General features: G+C 65.4%; 15 protein-coding genes. 7 read left to right on the top strand and 8 right to left on the bottom strand.

Translation table 11 applies throughout. The annotated features are described in order from the left end of the window. Window positions 1–11: 11 nt before the first annotated feature. Window positions 12–416 (top strand): hypothetical protein, encoded by a 405-nt coding sequence (locus GobsT_RS06985; protein WP_010034131.1) that lies wholly within the window; start codon window positions 12–14, stop codon window positions 414–416. 190 nt (window positions 417–606) lie between these two features. On the opposite strand, the gene GobsT_RS06980 is transcribed toward GobsT_RS06985, so the two are convergent. Further along, on the bottom strand, window positions 607–1,197 hold the full coding sequence (locus GobsT_RS06980; protein ID WP_010034134.1) for an RNA polymerase sigma factor: 591 nt from the start codon (window positions 1,195–1,197) through the stop codon (window positions 607–609). Window positions 1,198–1,334: 137 nt separating this feature from the next. On the opposite strand from GobsT_RS06980, the gene GobsT_RS06975 reads away from it, so the two are divergent. The 3 genes from GobsT_RS06975 (at window position 1,335) to GobsT_RS06965 (ending at window position 9,672) form a co-directional block, all read left to right on the top strand. Next, window positions 1,335–3,131, top strand: coding sequence for a serine/threonine protein kinase (locus GobsT_RS06975; RefSeq protein WP_010034137.1), 1,797 nt, complete (start codon window positions 1,335–1,337; stop codon window positions 3,129–3,131). Window positions 3,132–3,185: 54 nt separating this feature from the next. Beyond that, a complete protein-coding gene (locus GobsT_RS06970; RefSeq protein WP_010034140.1) occupies window positions 3,186–7,328 on the top strand; it encodes a CHAT domain-containing tetratricopeptide repeat protein in 4,143 nt (1,380 codons plus the stop codon). Window positions 7,329–7,563: 235 nt separating this feature from the next. Next, window positions 7,564–9,672, top strand: a complete 2,109-nt coding sequence (locus GobsT_RS06965; RefSeq protein ID WP_010034148.1) for a caspase family protein — start codon at window positions 7,564–7,566, stop codon at window positions 9,670–9,672. A 142-nt stretch (window positions 9,673–9,814) separates the two neighbouring features. Here the strand turns inward: GobsT_RS06965 and GobsT_RS06960 are convergent, their stop codons facing one another. The 3 genes from GobsT_RS06960 to GobsT_RS06950 form a co-directional block, all read right to left on the bottom strand. After that, window positions 9,815–10,597, bottom strand: coding sequence for a hypothetical protein (locus GobsT_RS06960; RefSeq protein ID WP_010034150.1), 783 nt, complete (start codon window positions 10,595–10,597; stop codon window positions 9,815–9,817). A 236-nt stretch (window positions 10,598–10,833) separates the two neighbouring features. Then, window positions 10,834–11,250: a PIN domain-containing protein gene (locus GobsT_RS06955; protein WP_197905102.1), complete on the bottom strand. Its 417-nt coding sequence runs from the start codon at window positions 11,248–11,250 to the stop codon at window positions 10,834–10,836. Next, window positions 11,207–11,464 carry an AbrB/MazE/SpoVT family DNA-binding domain-containing protein gene (locus tag GobsT_RS06950; RefSeq protein WP_010034153.1) on the bottom strand — a complete coding sequence of 86 codons (258 nt, stop codon included), beginning with the start codon at window positions 11,462–11,464 and terminating at the stop codon, window positions 11,207–11,209. The genes GobsT_RS06955 and GobsT_RS06950 overlap by 44 nt, the downstream gene beginning before the upstream one ends. Before the next feature lie 188 nt (window positions 11,465–11,652). Here GobsT_RS06950 and GobsT_RS06945 point away from each other — a divergent pair, with 188 nt between their 5' ends. Then, window positions 11,653–12,630 (top strand): tyrosine-type recombinase/integrase, encoded by a 978-nt coding sequence (locus tag GobsT_RS06945; RefSeq protein ID WP_238323532.1) that lies wholly within the window; start codon window positions 11,653–11,655, stop codon window positions 12,628–12,630. 59 nt (window positions 12,631–12,689) lie between these two features. On the opposite strand, the gene GobsT_RS06940 is transcribed toward GobsT_RS06945, so the two are convergent. From GobsT_RS06940 to GobsT_RS06930, 3 genes are all read right to left on the bottom strand, one after another. Then, the gene (locus tag GobsT_RS06940) at window positions 12,690–12,989 is read right to left on the bottom strand and encodes a type II toxin-antitoxin system RelE/ParE family toxin (RefSeq protein ID WP_232068338.1); all 300 of its coding nucleotides are present in this window, start codon (window positions 12,987–12,989) and stop codon (window positions 12,690–12,692) included. Window positions 12,990–13,011: 22 nt separating this feature from the next. Beyond that, on the bottom strand, window positions 13,012–13,284 hold the full coding sequence (locus tag GobsT_RS06935) for a type II toxin-antitoxin system ParD family antitoxin (RefSeq protein WP_010034157.1): 273 nt from the start codon (window positions 13,282–13,284) through the stop codon (window positions 13,012–13,014). Window positions 13,285–13,412: 128 nt separating this feature from the next. Beyond that, complete coding sequence (locus GobsT_RS06930) at window positions 13,413–13,700, bottom strand: hypothetical protein (RefSeq protein ID WP_010034158.1); 288 nt, start codon at window positions 13,698–13,700, stop codon at window positions 13,413–13,415. Window positions 13,701–13,920: 220 nt separating this feature from the next. Here GobsT_RS06930 and GobsT_RS06925 point away from each other — a divergent pair, with 220 nt between their 5' ends. Beyond that, complete coding sequence (locus GobsT_RS06925; RefSeq protein WP_010034160.1) at window positions 13,921–14,148, top strand: helix-turn-helix domain-containing protein; 228 nt, start codon at window positions 13,921–13,923, stop codon at window positions 14,146–14,148. A 527-nt stretch (window positions 14,149–14,675) separates the two neighbouring features. Here the strand turns inward: GobsT_RS06925 and GobsT_RS06920 are convergent. Next, the gene (locus GobsT_RS06920) at window positions 14,676–14,885 is read right to left on the bottom strand and encodes a hypothetical protein (RefSeq protein ID WP_010034162.1); all 210 of its coding nucleotides are present in this window, start codon (window positions 14,883–14,885) and stop codon (window positions 14,676–14,678) included. 176 nt (window positions 14,886–15,061) lie between these two features. On the opposite strand from GobsT_RS06920, the gene GobsT_RS06915 reads away from it, so the two are divergent. Then, a complete protein-coding gene (locus GobsT_RS06915) occupies window positions 15,062–15,721 on the top strand; it encodes a GP88 family protein (RefSeq protein WP_010034164.1) in 660 nt (219 codons plus the stop codon). The last annotated feature ends 88 nt before the right edge of the window (window positions 15,722–15,809 follow it).

Here is a 15,809-nt window from a genome sequence, read left to right as displayed (position 1 = left end):
GGGGTACGGACATGAGCGATTCACGGACGCAGCAGGACCCGGGCGGGTCGCCCGCCGCGGTCCCGTTCGGGCCGGACGACCCGTTGACCGAACTCGTTCGGCTCGCCCACCACGCGGCCTGGCGCCAACATGGCATGCCCGACCCGGCCGACGCGGTGGCACGGCTGTGGGACGAACTGGGCTGGCCCGTGCCAGATTCGACGCCCGCCCGAACCGATTCGCCGGCGCCGGACGCGCCGACCGTGCCCGACGTTCTGGCGGGAGACACCGTCGATGTTCCTCCGGGTCCGCCCGCCGAGCCGGTGGCCCCGAATGGGACCGGCGCGCGGCCCGGTATGGCCTGGGGGCCGGTACTCGTTCTCGTCGCGCTCGCGCTGCTGGGCGCTGCGCTGCTCGTGGCCGCCTTCCCCCCCTGACCGCCGTGCGCCCCGTTGTCACCGCGAGACGCATGACCACACTCTTCCGCGATGTGCTATCACGAATCGGCCGTCGCGCAGCACGGTGCGAGAAGACGGGTCGCACCGGCCGGGCACCGCTCCCGCCATGCGCCTGTGCGACCGGTGGCCGCAACGGGTAACCCGCAACCGCGGTCGAGCGAGCTGCCGCCTAATTCGGTTCCAGGATGTCGTCGCGCCACAGCGTCCGCACCAACTCCATCCGGCGCTCCACGGTGCGTGGGGTGCGGTCGATCGTCCGGGCGATATCCTCCGTCGTGCGGCCGTCGAGCCGCAGCACCAGCACCTCCCGGCACTCCGGTAGCAGCCCGGTCAGCCGCCGCTCGATCTCCTCGGCGACCTCGGTCACCACCTCCGCAGTGACGTCCGGGGCCGGCCGGTCCACCCCCCGGCCGCCTTCCTCAGGTGCGTCGAGCGGTTGCCCCCGGCGCACGTCGCGCCGCTGCCGCTCACGCCCCTCGGCCGCACGCACCGTGTTCAGGGCGACGCTCACGACAAGGTGCAGGAACTGGTCCCGGTTCGCCAGGTCGAACGTGCCGCGCCGGAGGCGGTTGTAGAAGCTCAGCAGCACATCCTCGGTGTCCGCCCGCTGTCGGGGCCGCGGTTGCGTCCGGCCGGCGATCAGCGCGAGCAGTTCCGGGGTGTAGCGCTGGAGCAGTTCCCCCGCGGCCCGGTCCCGGACCGCCGGGGCCTCCGAGCGGAGTTGCAGCAACAGGTCTGTGACCGAGCCATCGTTTTGCACGGGCGCTCTGCTAAGGTTGAGTGTTGGATATGACTGTGACCCCGATTATACTGACTGTGCTTCATTTTCGGGAGATAGTGTCGGGCGGCGCTCCGCGCCAGCGGTTGGCGGCGGTTCCGTTGTTCTAAGGGGGAACGATGACCGACTCTGCCTCGACCGCGCCGGCCGCGTCCGCCGACGCACTCGCGGTCCACCGGCTCGCGGAATTGTTTGACGGAGACTGGCGGCCGGCGAACTGGGACCGGATCGCCGAACTGGTCGGGCGGGCGCCGCCGCACCTCGCCCGCGCCGTGATCCAGGAGCTCATCGCCATCGACGTCCAGCGGCACGTCGCCAACCAGCTCACCGTGCCGAGCGTTCACTCGTACCTCAACCGGTTTCCGGGCCTGGCCGACCCGGACGGACCGCCCCCCGCCGGCGCGACGGACGGCGGCCTCGAACCTCCGGCGGAACGGACGCTCCCGGCACAAATCGGCCGATACCCCGTCAACAGCCACCTTGCGGCGAGCGGCGAGGCGGACGTGTACCTCTGCTACCACCCGGATTGGCGCGGCCTGGTCGTGGTGAAGTGGATGCGGGCCGAGCGAACGGCCCGGTCGGACTGGCGGGCGCGGTTCGCCCGTCAGGGCGAGCTCCTCAAGGGGCTGGAGCACCCGCACATCGTCCGGATCTACGACCAGGGCGAGTGCGAGGGGCGCCCGTTCATCGTAACGGAGTACGTTCAGGGGCGCCCGCTGAGCCGGTACGCCCTGGACACCCGCCCCGACCCGGCCCGAATCGCCGCGATGGTGGCCGACGTGGCCGCGGCACTGGACCACGCCCACCGGTCGGGCGTGGTCCACCAGGACGTGAAGCCGGCCAACATCATGGTCGACGGCCAGGGCGGGGCGAAACTGCTCGACTTCGGGGTGGCGTGGTTCCGACCGGCGTGGGCCGGGGAAGACGGGTTACCCGGCGGTCCCGCCGGAACGCCCGGCTACCTGTCCCCGGAACAGGCGCAGGGCGGCGAGGTCACGGCGCGTACGGACGTGTTTGGGTTGGGCGCGGTGCTGTACTTCCTGCTCACCGGCTCGGCCCTCTACCCCGACTCGGATTTGAACACGGCCTTCCGCCGCGCGCGGGCGTGCGACTGGGCCCGGCCCGCCCTGGCCCGGTCGGGTGCCCCCACCGGCCTGCGAAACGCGTGCGAACAGGCGCTCGAGATCGAACCAGCTGCGCGGCACGCTTCGGCCGCGGTGTTTGCGGCGGCCGTGCGGGACGCGGTGCGCGTGCCGTGGTACCGGACGCGGCGGGGCGTTGTCGTGGCGGCTGCGCTCGTTTGCCTCTTCTGTGCAGCGGTGGTCGGTGGCCGCTGGCTCGCCGTCCGCTCGCTCCCGGCCGCTACGCCGACGATCAGCGAGAATGCGAACCTGACCGTGCTGGTTCGTCGGCAAGGGTTCGATCCGAAACCGCTGGCCGAGGTCGTGCCGCTTCAGACCGGAGACCAGTTGCAGGTGCGGTTCCGGGTGCCCGCAGGAATGCACGCCAGTCTCGTGTACGTTAACGGCGCCGGGCGGTTAGAAGTACTCGAAACGTACGAACGGCGATCAACCGCCTATGAGGCCATCTGGCCGGGTGCCGGAACCGGCACGGAATTGCTCCCGCCCGCTGGCACCGAGTTCGTGTTCATGTGCGCCCGACCCGACCGCGCGCCAACTCCGGACGAGTTGCGGTTGTCGTGGGCGACCGAGGACGAATGGCCGGCACTGGAGCCGGGCGGGCTGTTCCTGCGCGTGCGGCCCGACGAGGTGGCCGCCGGAGGGGCCAGGGAGCGGGACCTGAGCCGGGCGATGTCGTTCCCGGACGGTGGCCCGGTGAAGCGTCGGCTGGAGCAATTCCGCGAGCGGTTGCAAGACGTGCCGGTACTCGATGGGGTGGCATTCCGACACCAGTGACGTGCTTACGACAACGAATCGAATCTCTCTTTGACAGCCTGCAGGAGTGCGCCCATGAGCGGTTCCCGGTTGGTGATGGGGCTGGTGCTCGCGTTCGATCTGGTGGCCGGCCCAACCATAACGGCCGCGCAACCGTCGGCAGAGAGAGCCAAGCAACGTGCTGAGGCCGGAGCTAAGGTGACGGCGCTGCTTCGAGAAGGCAAGTTTGCTGAGGCGATTGGCCCGGCCACGAAGTGCGCGAAGCTGTCGCGGGAGATCGACGGCCCGAAGCATTGGCGCACGTTCGATGCCGAGCACACGCTCAAACTGGCCGAGGCCGCCGCGGGGTTGACTACCGACAAACAGAAGGCCCTCGTCGCCGCACTGACTGCAGAGGAGAATGTGAAGAAAGCTGAGATAACTGCACCGGAAAAGGCCCTCGCGATCGCGCGGTCGGCACTGGAGATGTACGATAGGGCATTTGTTAGCGAGGAGACGGTAGAGATAGCGCAAGTGCTGCATGCTGTCGGGCGTATCGAGGGGGTTCTCGGGAACACCAATGACGCAAAGGCAATGAACGAGCGGGCTCTGGCGATTCGTCGCAAATTATTGCCGGTGCAGCACCCGGATCTCGGGCGATCGCTCAACAACCTGGCGCTGTTACAAGCCAACTTAGGCGACCGAAAGGAGGCCGCAGAAGGTTATCGTAAAGCGGTCTGTATTTGGAAAGCAGGGCTAGGAGCAGATGACCCGCTAGTGGCGTTCGGTCTGACAAATCTAGGGCTCGTGCAGCACGACCTGCGGGATCTCGAGGGCGCCCGGAGGAGCCACCAGGAGGCACTGGCCATCCGCCGCAAGGCCCTGCCCAAGGATCACCCCGACATCGCCTCGACCCTGAACAACCTGGGGCTCGTGCAGCGCGACCTGCGGGATCTCGAGGGCGCCCGGAAGAGCCACCAGGAGGCACTGGACATCCGCCGCAAGATGCGACCAACGGGCCACTCCGGCGTCGCCATGAGCCTGAACAACCTGGGGCTCGTGCAGCGCGACCTGCGGGATCTCGAGGGCGCCCGGAAGAGCCACCAGGAGGCACTGGACATCTGCCGCAAGGCCCTCCCCGCGGGCCACCCCGGCGTCGCCATGAGCCTGAACAACCTGGGCAACGCGCAGTACGACCTGCGGGATCTCGAGGGCGCCCGGAAGAGTCACGAGGAGGCACTGGCCATCCGCCGCAAGGCCCTGCCCAAGGATCACCCCGACATCGCCTCGACCCTGAACAACCTGGGTGTCGCGCAGCACGACCTGCGGGATCTCGAGGGCGCCCGGAAGAGCCACCAGGAGGCACTGGACATCTGCCGCAAGGCCCTCCCCGCGGGCCACCCCGGCGTCGCCATGAGCCTGAACAACCTGGGCAACGCGCAGCACGACCTGCGGGATCTCGAGGGCGCCCGGAAGAGCCACCAGGAGGCACTGGCCATCCGCCGCAAGGCCCTGCCCAAGGATCACCCCGACATCGCCTCGACCCTGAACAACCTGGGGCTCGTGCAGCGCGACCTGCGGGATCTCGAGGGCGCCCGGAAGAGCCACCAGGAGGCACTGGACATCCGCCGCAAGATGCGGCCCGCAGTTCTCCCCGACATCGCCTCGACCCTGAACAACCTGGGCGTCGCGCACCGCGACCTGCGGGATCTCGAGGGCGCCCGGAGGAGCCACGAGGAGGCACTGGCCATCCGCCGCAAGGCCCTGCCCGCGGGTCACCCCGACATCGCCATGAGCCTGAACAACCTGGGCAACGCGCAGCACGACCTGCGGGATCTCGAGGGCGCCCGGAAGAGCCACCAGGAGGCACTGGACATCCGCCGCAAGATGCGGCCCGCAGTTCTCCCCGACATCGCCATGAGCCTGAACAACCTGGGCAACGCGCAGCACGACCTGCGGGATCTCGAGGGCGCCCGGAAGAGCCACCAGGAGGCACTGGACATCCACCGCAAGATGCGGCCCGCAGTTCTCCCCGACATCGCCTCGACCCTGAACAACCTGGGTGCCGCGCAGGGGATGCTTGGGGAGTTGAAAGCCGCGCGGGAGAGCCACGAGGAGGCCCTGGCCATCCGCCGCAAGGCCCTGCCCAAGGATCACCCCGACATCGCCTTGAGCCTAACCAACTTGGGTGTCGTACAGCACGAATTGCGGGAACTCGAGGAATGTAAGAGGAGCTATCGGGAAGCACTGGACATTTACCGCAAGGCTCTGCCCGCGGGTCACCCCGACATCGCCAGGAGCCTGAACAACCTGGGTGTCTTGCAGTGCGACCTGCGGGATCTCGAGGGTGCCCGGAAGAGCCACGAGGAGGCACTGGACATCTGCCGCAAGGCCCTGCCCAAGGACCACCCCGACATATCACTATACCTATATAATATATGTCTTGTTGATATAGTGAGTCACAGTCTTTCGCACGATACGATTAGATTGGCTGGTGAATCTTTGGCAATAAATCAGGTCAATTTATCGCGATTGGCGAACAGTCAGGCCGAGGCCGAGCAACTTTCTATGGCCGCTGAGGCACAGAGAGCGATTTCGTTGTACCTTTCGGTGGTGCTTGATCCGGGCCGGGATGCGTCAACAACGTATCACCGAATAGGGGCGTTCAAGGGGGCGGTGGCTGCTCGACAGAGGTGGGCTCGTGCGCTCCGCGACCCCAAGGACCCAACTACTGCTGACCTGCTGCGTCAGCTGACTGTGGTTGATCGCCAGTTGCTCGCCGCCGCCCTCCCGAGCGCGTCTGGTGAGATACCGTGTGAGTCAGTGGATCTCAAGACATATTTACAAGGGCGACGGGAGCGGCGGGCCGAGTTAGAGCGGTTATTATCGGAGCGGAGCGCGGCGTATCAGGTGTTCCGTACCAAGGGCGAACTGGGCGGCGACGATATCCGGGCTGCGGTACCCGAATGTACTACCCTGCTCGACTTCCGGGAGTATTGGCACATATGCCCGCCTACGAAGGGTAGGCAGGAACCGGTAACCGAGCAGCGGTTGTTGGCGTTCGTAGTGCGGCCGGGTAAGGGTGGGGTAACGCTGGTGCCGCTTGGACGATCGGAACCGATTGCCCAGCTGGTAGATCGATGGAGGTCTACCCAAGGATCCGGGCGCCTCCCGACTGCTGGCAACCCGGACCCAGCGGTCGAACTCCGCAAGGCTGTCTGGGAACCTCTCGCTAAACACCTGGGCGATGGTGTCAAGACGGTGCTCATCTCACCAGACGGCCCGTTGCACGGGTTGCCATTCGCCGCGCTGCCTGGGGATGAGGAGAACAAGTTCCTGTTGCACAAGTATGCGTTCGCCGTGGTCCCGGTGCCGATCCTGTTGCCCGAGGTGCTGGCGAAGAAGACGGTTGGCCCGTCCGCTCCGAGGTTGCTGCTAGCCGGTGGCATCGACTTCGGGCAGCCCGCCGACAAACCCGCTCTCGCCCCGACAGACACTCGCTTACCCAGGGTCCCCACGTACGACCGCCTGCCGGGATCCAAGAGCGAGGTGAATGACCTGCGGGCGCAGTTCGAGGAGACGTTCCCTGATGCTCCGGCGCCCAAGGTACTGCGCGGGGAACTAGCCACCAAAACCGCATTCGTGGATGCAGTGCCCAAGAAAACATTCTTACATTTAGCTACACATGGATTTTTCGCCGCCGAGACCGAGAAATCGGCTCTCGACACGGACCAGCGGCCGGTGCGAGGCTTTCAGATGGATCGCTTTCTAGTGGGCCGGCACCCGGGACTCCTGTCGGGGGTAGTATTCGCCGGGGTGAACGCACCCGGCACTCCCAAGGAGCAGGCCATCCTGACGGCCCTCGAGGCCGGCGAACTAGATCTGAGCAACGCCGAGTTGGTGGTGCTCAGCGCGTGCGACACCGGGCGCGGGAAGGTAGCCGGCGGTGAGGGTGTGCTGGGGTTGCAGCGAGGCCTCCAGACGGCCGGCGCCCAGACCGTGGTGGCCAGCCTTTGGGCGGTGAAGGACGAGCACACTCACCAACTGATGCGCGAGTTCTACTCCCGGCTGTGGGATACCAAAAAAAACGTGTCCAAAGCGGAAGCCCTGCGGCAGGCCCAGTTGTGGATGTTGACCAATAGCCAGCGGGGCGGGCTGCGGCCCGAAGGTCAAGACGGTAAGGAGGTCCTGCCCCCACACTTCTGGGCGGCGTTCGTTCTCTCTGGCGACTGGAGATAAATCGGGCCGATGATTGAGTAAAACGCATGGGCGATGCTAACCGGCGTTACCCTTGCTCCTCTTGACCCCTTGAGGAATCGGCATGTTTCACAATCGCGTCCGCCGAAACGTCGCTCTCGGCGTCCTGGCGAGCATCCTCGGTGGGTTGGGATTCGGCCTCACCTCAACTCACCTTTTGCCGGTTTGTGAGCATCATCGCGTCGAGCCTGCCGTTCCGTCGGCTGAGACCAATTGGGTGTCGGCTGCCGCCGTGACGCTCGACGAGAAAACGCGGAACGAGTTCGTTCCGCGCGCACGGGCCATGGATGTGGGCAAACGGGCTCTACTCGTCGGGGTCACGAAGTACGATCACTTGGCCCCGGCGAGCCACCTGAGCGGCCCCGGCAACGACATCCGGCTCATGCGGACCACCCTCATCGAGCGATACGGGTTCCCGGCTGAAAACGTGGTCTGTTTGACCGAGGATGAGGGCAAGTCCGAGTTACGGCCGACCCGGTCCAGCATCGCCCGCGAGTTCAAGCGACTGGCCGAAGCCGCCCGCCCCGGCGACCAGGTGGTCGTGCTCCTGGCCGGGCACGGGGATCGCCAGCCCGAGTCTGACCCGCCGGACCCGGTCGCCCCCGAGTCGGACGGGATCGACGAGATCTTCCTACCGGCCGATGTGAGGCCGTGGAAGGATCGCAAGGAGCGGGTGCCCAACGCCATCGCTGACAAAGAGATCCGGGACTGGCTGGCCGCCATTACTGCCAAGAAGGCGTACGTCTGGGCAGTCTTCGACTGCTGCCACGCGGCTTCGATGAATCGTGAAGGAGAGGTCGTGCGGCAACTCCCGGGCGGTGTGCTAGTCCCGCCCGCGGAACTGGCCAAGGCGCGCGGGCGGGCGGCCATGCGTACCGGAAGGCCAGCGCCTGAACAGCGTGCCAAGGGATCCTCTCTGACTCCCGGAATGGCGAATGAACTCCTGGTGGCGACGTTCGCTTGCCGGGAGTACGAGACCACTCCCGAGTGCCTCCAACCAACTGACTCGCCCGGAGCGAAATACCACGGGCTGCTGACCTACTCGTTGGTGCGCGAGCTCGAACAGTCGGCCGCTTCGGGGGCGCCACTCACTTACCGCGAGCTGACCCGACGAGTGCAGGCCGGATACCTCGCGCGGCCGCAAGGAGCGCCGAGTCCGAGCACCGAGGGGGCGGGCCAGGACCGGGTCGTGTTGGGCACTAATAAGCCGGCCCGGCCGACGCTTACGCTCGCCCGCGTTCGGGGCGAACACGTGGTTAACGTTGGGGACCTGCATGGGATCACGCCCGGGAGCGTCTTACGCGTGTACTCGCCGCCCGGAGAGAAGGAACGCCCCCGCGCGGTGGGATATGCCCGTGTGACCGAGACCCGCCCGCTGGAATCGGTCGTCTCGGCGACCGAATACGACAAAACGGCCAAACCGGTTGAGCTCCCCATGCACGGGTTGTGCGAAGTGACGGCGGTGGATTACTCGGTCGGCCGGTTGCGGTTGGCGGTACCGGCCGATCAGCGGGAGCGGGATAAAGTCATTCGATGTATCGGTGACGCTCTCCGCACGCTGCCCAAAGCGGACACAGGGGTGTTCGAGTTGGTGGCCGACGAGGCATCGGCACAGTTCCTGGTACGGGCGTCGGCGGGCGAGGCACGGTTGGTTGGGGTGTCGGGCCGTGTGTTGCCCGTACTACTGCCAGCGCTGGACGCTGAACAATTCGGCGCGGCGCTAGTCGCCAAACTGAAGACGATTCACCGCGCCCGAGCGCTGGTTGACGTGGGGGTGCGGTTGGAGGCCGAGCGAGGCCGCGGTGCCCTGGGGGCGGAGGTGAAGATCGAAGTCCTCGTGCACCGGACCAAGAACGACCCCGGCCAGGTTCTCGAACGGCCAAAAGGCGGGTGGGCGTTCCGTCCGGGGGACCGGATCTCGTTCCGCGTTACCAACACCAGTTCGACCAAACGCCTGGAGGTAACCTTGTTGATAGTCGATCCGGAGTACCGGGTGACCCTGTTCCACCCGGCGCGCAATGAACTCAACAAAGCTCTGGAGCCGGGGGCATCGTTCACCACAGTGGTCGGTGGGATCAGCAACGAGCCGCCGTTCGGGCCGGAAACTTTGGTGGCCATCGTTACCGCTCCGACCAACCCTCCAGTGGACTTCGGTCTACTTACCCAGCCGGGGGGCCAGCAGCGGGGGTACGCAGCCCAGGCTCCCATCGCCCAGTTGCTGGAACGTGCCATGTACGGTACCGGTCTGCGGTCGGGGCTGACCGTTTCGGAAATCGCCGAACAAGGCGCGCGGGTGCTGACCTGGCGAACCGAGCCAAAGGAATGACTCGCCGATTGCCCAATCGCGTTTCGAATCACGGCTACGAACCGCTCGGTCTCGATGTAGACCTGTGGGGACGAGTCCCGCACCTTCCAAGAGATCTGAGGTCAACTGCGCGGGTCGCGTCGAGCCATCTGTCCGTGAATTATTAAATTGATAGGGACGTCCGCTGGGATTGCCTTCCAACGGCGGGGGCTCCCGCAGAAACGGTCGCCTCGACCGGGGTTTTCAGGGTCTCCGCAAGCACCCCTTGCAATCCGACCAAGTGCATTCTCACTTTCGAGGCCGGTCCAGTGCCGGTGCCTTCGCTCGCCTCCGCATCGAGGGCGGTGATCGCGCTCTTGAGCGTCCGCACGACGGCCTCCGGCCTCGCCCCGCTCCGCACCTGGGCGAGTGCCTGGAAGAACAGCGTATGGGCCTCGTTACCGTACGCCGCGCCACCCGAGAGTGTGTCGAGCGCGACTGCCGCTGCTTCGAACTTGTCTCGCAACCCAATCGTAACACTTCCCAGAACATCGGTTGGGACCTGAGGCGGTTTCTTTTTCCGCTCGGCTTCGAGTGCGTCGTAGTCCCGCTTGAAGGAATCGATCAGCTTGGAGTCGATTTTGGGATCGACCCGTTTCAGAAAGGCGATGAACTCGTCCGCGCTCACCTTCTGTTCGGTGAAGTAGTACGTCGACCCGCGACCAGTTTTCTGAAGTGGGCCGAATGAAAGTTTGAAATCTTTCTGCAACTGCTCTTTGGCTTCGGCAACGTGCGACTGCTCGGACTTGTAACTCCAAAGGGTCACCTCGATCGCCCCGTCCGATTGACGGTGGTCGATGTTTAAACTGACACCATCTGGAAATTTCTTGGCGTTATTACGGAAGAAGATTTTAAGAGCCTTTTCACTCGTCTCGAAGTCGCCGACATTCACCTTAACTGGATCCATACTCCCCTCTCACAGTTCCACAACTCGTTACAGCGGTGCTTTAGCAGCAGCGGAAACAATCGCAGTGATTGATTCATTATTTATATATAATACATTTATATTAAAATATGTCAATTTACATTATTATAATATGCGATATATACGACAGCGTGGGGCAGATCTAACCAGTTGCTGGGGATCGCTTCCCGGTCAAGCGCGCGCCGCCAGAGGAATACCATGTGCAGTGTGACCGGCACTCAACGGATGATCTCGACGCGAACGCCAGTATTAAAGGCCCCCCAGGCCTGGTTCGTGGTGAGTACCGGCACGCCATAAACGAGCCCCAGCGCCAGGCATGCCCGATCGCCCAATGACAGACGTGCGGCGTGGGGCGGTTGCGGCAAGTCGGCCACGTGGCCGGCCTGCACTTCGTCGAACGGAATCACCGGCAGTCGTAGCCGCAAGATTGCGGAGGTCACAGCGTGCGATTTGCCGTAAGCAGCCACATTGGTGAGCACTTCGGCTAGGCTCACCGCCGAAATGACCGCGCCGTCGAGTGCGGCCGCGACACGCGCAGCGCCCGGCTCGGACCGGAGCAACGCGAGGAGGGCCGAGGCGTCCAGGACGGTGTCAGTTCCGACAGTCACGCTCGGCGTCGGCACGTCGTTCGGCAATCAGCTCATCGGATAGCAGCACATCCGCTGGTACGATGTCGGCAAAGGACGCCTGCACCTCGCGCAGTACCCGATCGCGGGTGCGAACCAGAAGGCTGTCACCGTCCGACTCCAGCACGAGAATGTCGCCGGCCTGGATTCCGATCTCGTTACGCATTGTGATCGGGATCACCAGTCGGCCACCCTTTCCGAGGATGACGTGTTCGATTTGCATGGCAGCCTCCGTGTGTTGTGACAAGCAGCCAAACCCTGACATAAACCAAGAAGCCGGTCAAGCATTACGAGCGTTGTCAATTCACCGCGCACAGTATATTGAGATACATGCTGCCAATGCTGAAGTTCATTGACACATGCCGCACGATGTGGCTTTGTTGCGCGAAACACACTTTTCGCGTACTATCCGTGACCCACCTCCCGACCCTTAACACACCCGACCAGCGTTTACCGTCCGTTAACGATCTCCGCTCCCAACTCGCCGAGGCGGTATCGGCGTGGCTGACCCGCTCGCCCTCGGTCGAAACCCGGTCCGGCTACGCCCGCGACTTGAACCAGTTCATGGCGCATGCTGGCATAGCGGTTAGAGCGTGGGACGAATTGCCGCACGTCCGCCCCGGACACATCGCCGCCTGGCGCGACCAGTTGCTCGCCGCCGGGCTCACGAACGCGGCAATCAGTCGCAAGCTCTCGGTCGTCCGATCCCTGTTCGGCTACCTGCGAGCGTACGGATACGAGGGGCCGAATCCGGCCGACACCGCTTTCGTGGCCGCGCCGCCGGTACCGCGCGATGGTAAGACGGTGGCCCTGACTCCGGAGGATTGTCGCCGCCTTCTCGACGCCACATCTGCACAGACTCCCGAAGGTGTGAGGGATCGCGCGCTCCTCGCGGTGCTGGCGTTCACCGGTTGCCGGGTGGGCGAGCTGTGCCGCCTGCGTGTAGGAGATTATAAGACCAGCGGCGGGCACAAAGTGCTGGAGATCCGTGGAAAAGGTGGTAAGGAGAGGCGTGTGCCTCTGCATCCGGAGGCGTTCGAGCGGCTCGACGCGTGGCTGGAAACGGCCGGGTTGCAGGGCGCGACAGGGCCGCTATTCCGCCCGGTGCGGACGGCCCGAGGCGGTGGAAGGGAAGGGTTCCGCGCCGCCCCGCTGTCGCGGCGGGCGGTGCAGGTGCTGGTCGCGCGGTATGTCCGGCGACTGCAATTGGACCCGCACGTGACCGTCCACTCGTTCCGGGTGACGGCTCTGACGACGGCGCGGGAGCGCGGGGCCGACATCGTGGATCTGCAGGACTTCGCCGGCCACGCAGATCCGCGAACCACCCTTGGCTACATTCGCAACCGCGACCGGCTCAGCCGCTCGCCGGCGTACGTCCTGAAATACTGATTGGAGCGGTGCTAAAGCCTCGCGCATCCCTCGCATAGGCGTCTCTCACCTATATGCCCTTACGCCGGTACAGTCCGCAGTACCGCGGGAATGTCGCGGGCAGCGTGCAAGACGCGGATCACTTCAACGCCGTCCGCCACTTCCCGGTACAGAATCATCAGGCGGCCGAAGCCGTCGATCTGCCAGCGCCGGATGTCCTCGTACGGGAGTTCGTCGAGCCCGAGCACGGCGCCAATCCGCGGCATCGCGACGAGTTGCTCGAACGCGTGCTCGGCCGCATCGAGGAACCGCAGCGCGACGGCGGGGCCGGCGCGTTCGAGAAAGTGATCCGCCAGTTCGGTGAGGTCGGCGGTCGCCACCTCGCTCTTGTGAATGGTCCGCTCAGGCGCCATCACCTCGTCCCGCACGCGTGCGCACCCGGGCACGGAGTTGGTCCCAGAACTGCCGGGTGATGGGCTCGCCCGGCCGACTGCTCAGCCCCTTGTCCAACTCCTGCTTGAGCCAGGCGCTGTCGGCCTCGCGCGAATGGGCCTGCCCTTCCAGCAAATGCAGGGCGGTGTGAACCACCTCGCCCTCGGACCGAAAGCGACCGGTCGCGAGTTGGTCCCTGACGAACTGTTCCAGGTGTGGAGGGAGTGCGGATTCGAACTTCATTGGCGCATGGTTGCACAACACTCAAAAAATGTCAAGCAATCATGAAATCAGTACCTGTGAACCGCCCGGCCGTTGACCGGTTGCAGTCATCGGTTGCCGGGCGCGGCATCTATTGGGACAGGAGGGCCTCAGGACGCGTCCTGACGGGGAGTTTCGTGTGCCATGACGCCAGCTGTCACCGGATCCGCCAACCGCTCCGCCGTCGCCGTGAAGAATAGCTCGATCTCCTCTCGAGCGTCCGCCGGGGCGTGCTCCAGAGCAATCTGCTTGGCCTCGGCCCAGCGATTCGCCGACAGGTGCCGGCGGACTGCCTCGCACGCCGTGGCGGGCAGCACGATGTCGCGGTGCAGGCGGAGGAAGTGTCGGCCGTCGGCGTAATCGGTCACCGTCTCGACGTTCTTCTGCTTCTGACCCATGAACCGGTTCCTCGGCACAGGCGGTCGGGGGCCGGGCGCGGCCTGTGCACCGCGCCGCGGAAACGGGCTCCGAAGTTCGGGCGAACGGTCCGAATCGGGGCGAGCAGACTCCAATCGCCGTCGCCCAGTGGGAGGTGCGACGGTAGGGAATTGAATGGCAACTATAGTTACGTAACTATAGTTCACAGACTGGCCCGGCGTCAAGTGGTAGCGTCGGGGGGTGTTCGGAAAACTGCTAAAAGAGGCGCGGCTCAAGGCCGAGATGACCCAGGAACTGCTGGCCGTCAAAGCCGAACTGACGCGGGAGTACGTGAGCCTCCTCGAGCGAGACCAGCGCACCCCGACCATCGAGGTGTTCATCCGGCTCGTGCGCGCCGTCGGCCTGTCCCCCGCCGAGGTCATTCTGGAAGTCGAGAAGTCACTTCGGGCTGCCGAGCCCGGCGATTAGCCGGTGCCGCCAGGCGCCGACACCTCAACATCATCCGCCCAACTCGTGACCATGCGGTCCGGAAGAAGGCAGCGCGCAGACGGTAAACAGAGGGAAGAAGGGCTGCAGTTGTTAGCCACCACCAAGTCCGAGATTTAGCTCGAACCGCGTGCAATGCCCTGGATGATCACGCGTGGGCAGGATCGAGTCACGTTCCCCCCCTGACAGTCCCACGTCCCGAGCACGGTCGTTCGCACCCGGACACCTGCACATACGGCGCAGTCGAATCGCCGCCGAGCGCGTTCTGTCCCGACGTGACCGGATGGGCCCCGACACCGCGTTGACACGCTCGCGCGCAGCGATCGGAGGCGCCGGTGAGTTACTGGCGATCGGCCGCACATGTCCGGCATGTGAGACCGGCCGGGTGATACCTGTGATCTGATCGAATAGGCCGCGACGATCCGAGAACGTGACGGCCCGCGAGGTGAATTGGCCGTTCGGAACCGGACGACCGAAGTCGGGCGCGCCGCGCGGCTGAGGGTCCGATCTTACCGGTCCGCCGAGACCCGCTCGGCCCACGTCTGACCGTCCGCGGCCCGGAGCGTATCCAACTCGGTGCGCAGCCGCGCGATCTCCTCCCGCTGCCGCTCGATGATGCGGTACGCGAGCCGCTCACGCGGCTTGCCCGCCAGCAGCCACTTGTAGTGCTTCAGGAAGGCCGCCACTTGGGCGTCCGGAATCGGGTGCTTCTTGGCCATGCCACCTCAGTAGCACATTCAAATAGTTCTTTCAACTCTCGCGGGAACGCGCTACGACTGGCCGCGTTGTGCGGCTTTTCGTCGCGTTCCGTCGGATGGTCCGGCGGAATCAAAGTGGGCCGGGCGGGTGTTGGTCGCACCCCCCGGCCCGTGGCCCTGTCACATGAGGACAGAGCATGGCTACGTTACGTTCGCTACTGGCGCTGGGCAACGCCAAGCTGGGCCGGGCGATTCACCACTTCGACCTGCCCGCGGTCGGCACCTGCCCGGGCCGGTCGCAGGTGTGCGAGTCGGTGTGTTACGCCACCCGCGGGCGGTTCCGCACCGACAAGGTGCGCCGCCGGCTGCGGTGGTGCCTCCGGCAGTCCCGCCGGGCGGACTTCGCCGATCGCATGGTCGCCGAGGTGCGTTCCAAAGGGGCGCTGGTGGTGCGGGTGCACGTGTCCGGCGACTTCTATGACGCGGCTTACGCCGCGAAGTGGGCGTCGGTGTTCCACCGGTGCCCGGTCGCCACGTTTTACTTCTACACCCGCTCGTGGCGGGTGGAGGCGATGACGCCGGTACTGGCGCAGGTGGCCGGGTTCGGCAACGTCCGCGCCTGGTATTCGGCGGACGCGGAGACGGGCATGCCCGAGTCGCTCCCGGAAGGGGCGCGGGTGGCCTGGTTGCAGACCGCGGTCGACGAACCGGTGGCCGGGAACCTGGTGTTCCGCGACGACCCGCTGCGGGACGCGCGGCCCACGTTCTCGCTGCCGCTGGTGTGCCCGAACGAGGCCCCAGCCGGTCAGCGGTTCGGGGTCAACTGTGGGAACTGCGGCCAGTGTTGGCGGCAGTGACCGCGAATCCCACGCTCGGAAACGGGCGTGGGATTTTCTCTGACACTTCTGACTGCAATTCGCCGTGGTATCCGTTCACAGCTGTACT

This window comes from Gemmata obscuriglobus (genome assembly GCF_008065095.1).
Classification (GTDB): Bacteria; Planctomycetota; Planctomycetia; order Gemmatales; family Gemmataceae; genus Gemmata; species Gemmata obscuriglobus.
The sequence above is the reverse complement of the archived record's forward strand: the minus strand, read 5'-3'. Positions and strand labels throughout refer to the sequence as shown.

Bases quoted from the DNA above. Each gene is read 5' to 3' on its own strand.
- GobsT_RS06985 (WP_010034131.1), top strand. From the start codon at position 12: ATGAGCGATTCACGGACGCAGCAGGACCCGGGCGGGTCGCCCGCCGCG.
- GobsT_RS06975 (WP_010034137.1), top strand. From the start codon at position 1,335: ATGACCGACTCTGCCTCGACCGCGCCGGCCGCGTCCGCCGACGCACTC.
- GobsT_RS06970 (WP_010034140.1), top strand. From the start codon at position 3,186: ATGAGCGGTTCCCGGTTGGTGATGGGGCTGGTGCTCGCGTTCGATCTG.
- GobsT_RS06960 (WP_010034150.1), bottom strand. From the start codon at position 10,597: ATGGATCCAGTTAAGGTGAATGTCGGCGACTTCGAGACGAGTGAAAAG.
- GobsT_RS06950 (WP_010034153.1), bottom strand. From the start codon at position 11,464: ATGCAAATCGAACACGTCATCCTCGGAAAGGGTGGCCGACTGGTGATC.
- GobsT_RS06935 (WP_010034157.1), bottom strand. From the start codon at position 13,284: ATGAAGTTCGAATCCGCACTCCCTCCACACCTGGAACAGTTCGTCAGG.
- GobsT_RS06930 (WP_010034158.1), bottom strand. From the start codon at position 13,700: ATGGGTCAGAAGCAGAAGAACGTCGAGACGGTGACCGATTACGCCGAC.
- GobsT_RS06920 (WP_010034162.1), bottom strand. From the start codon at position 14,885: ATGGCCAAGAAGCACCCGATTCCGGACGCCCAAGTGGCGGCCTTCCTG.
- GobsT_RS06915 (WP_010034164.1), top strand. From the start codon at position 15,062: ATGGCTACGTTACGTTCGCTACTGGCGCTGGGCAACGCCAAGCTGGGC.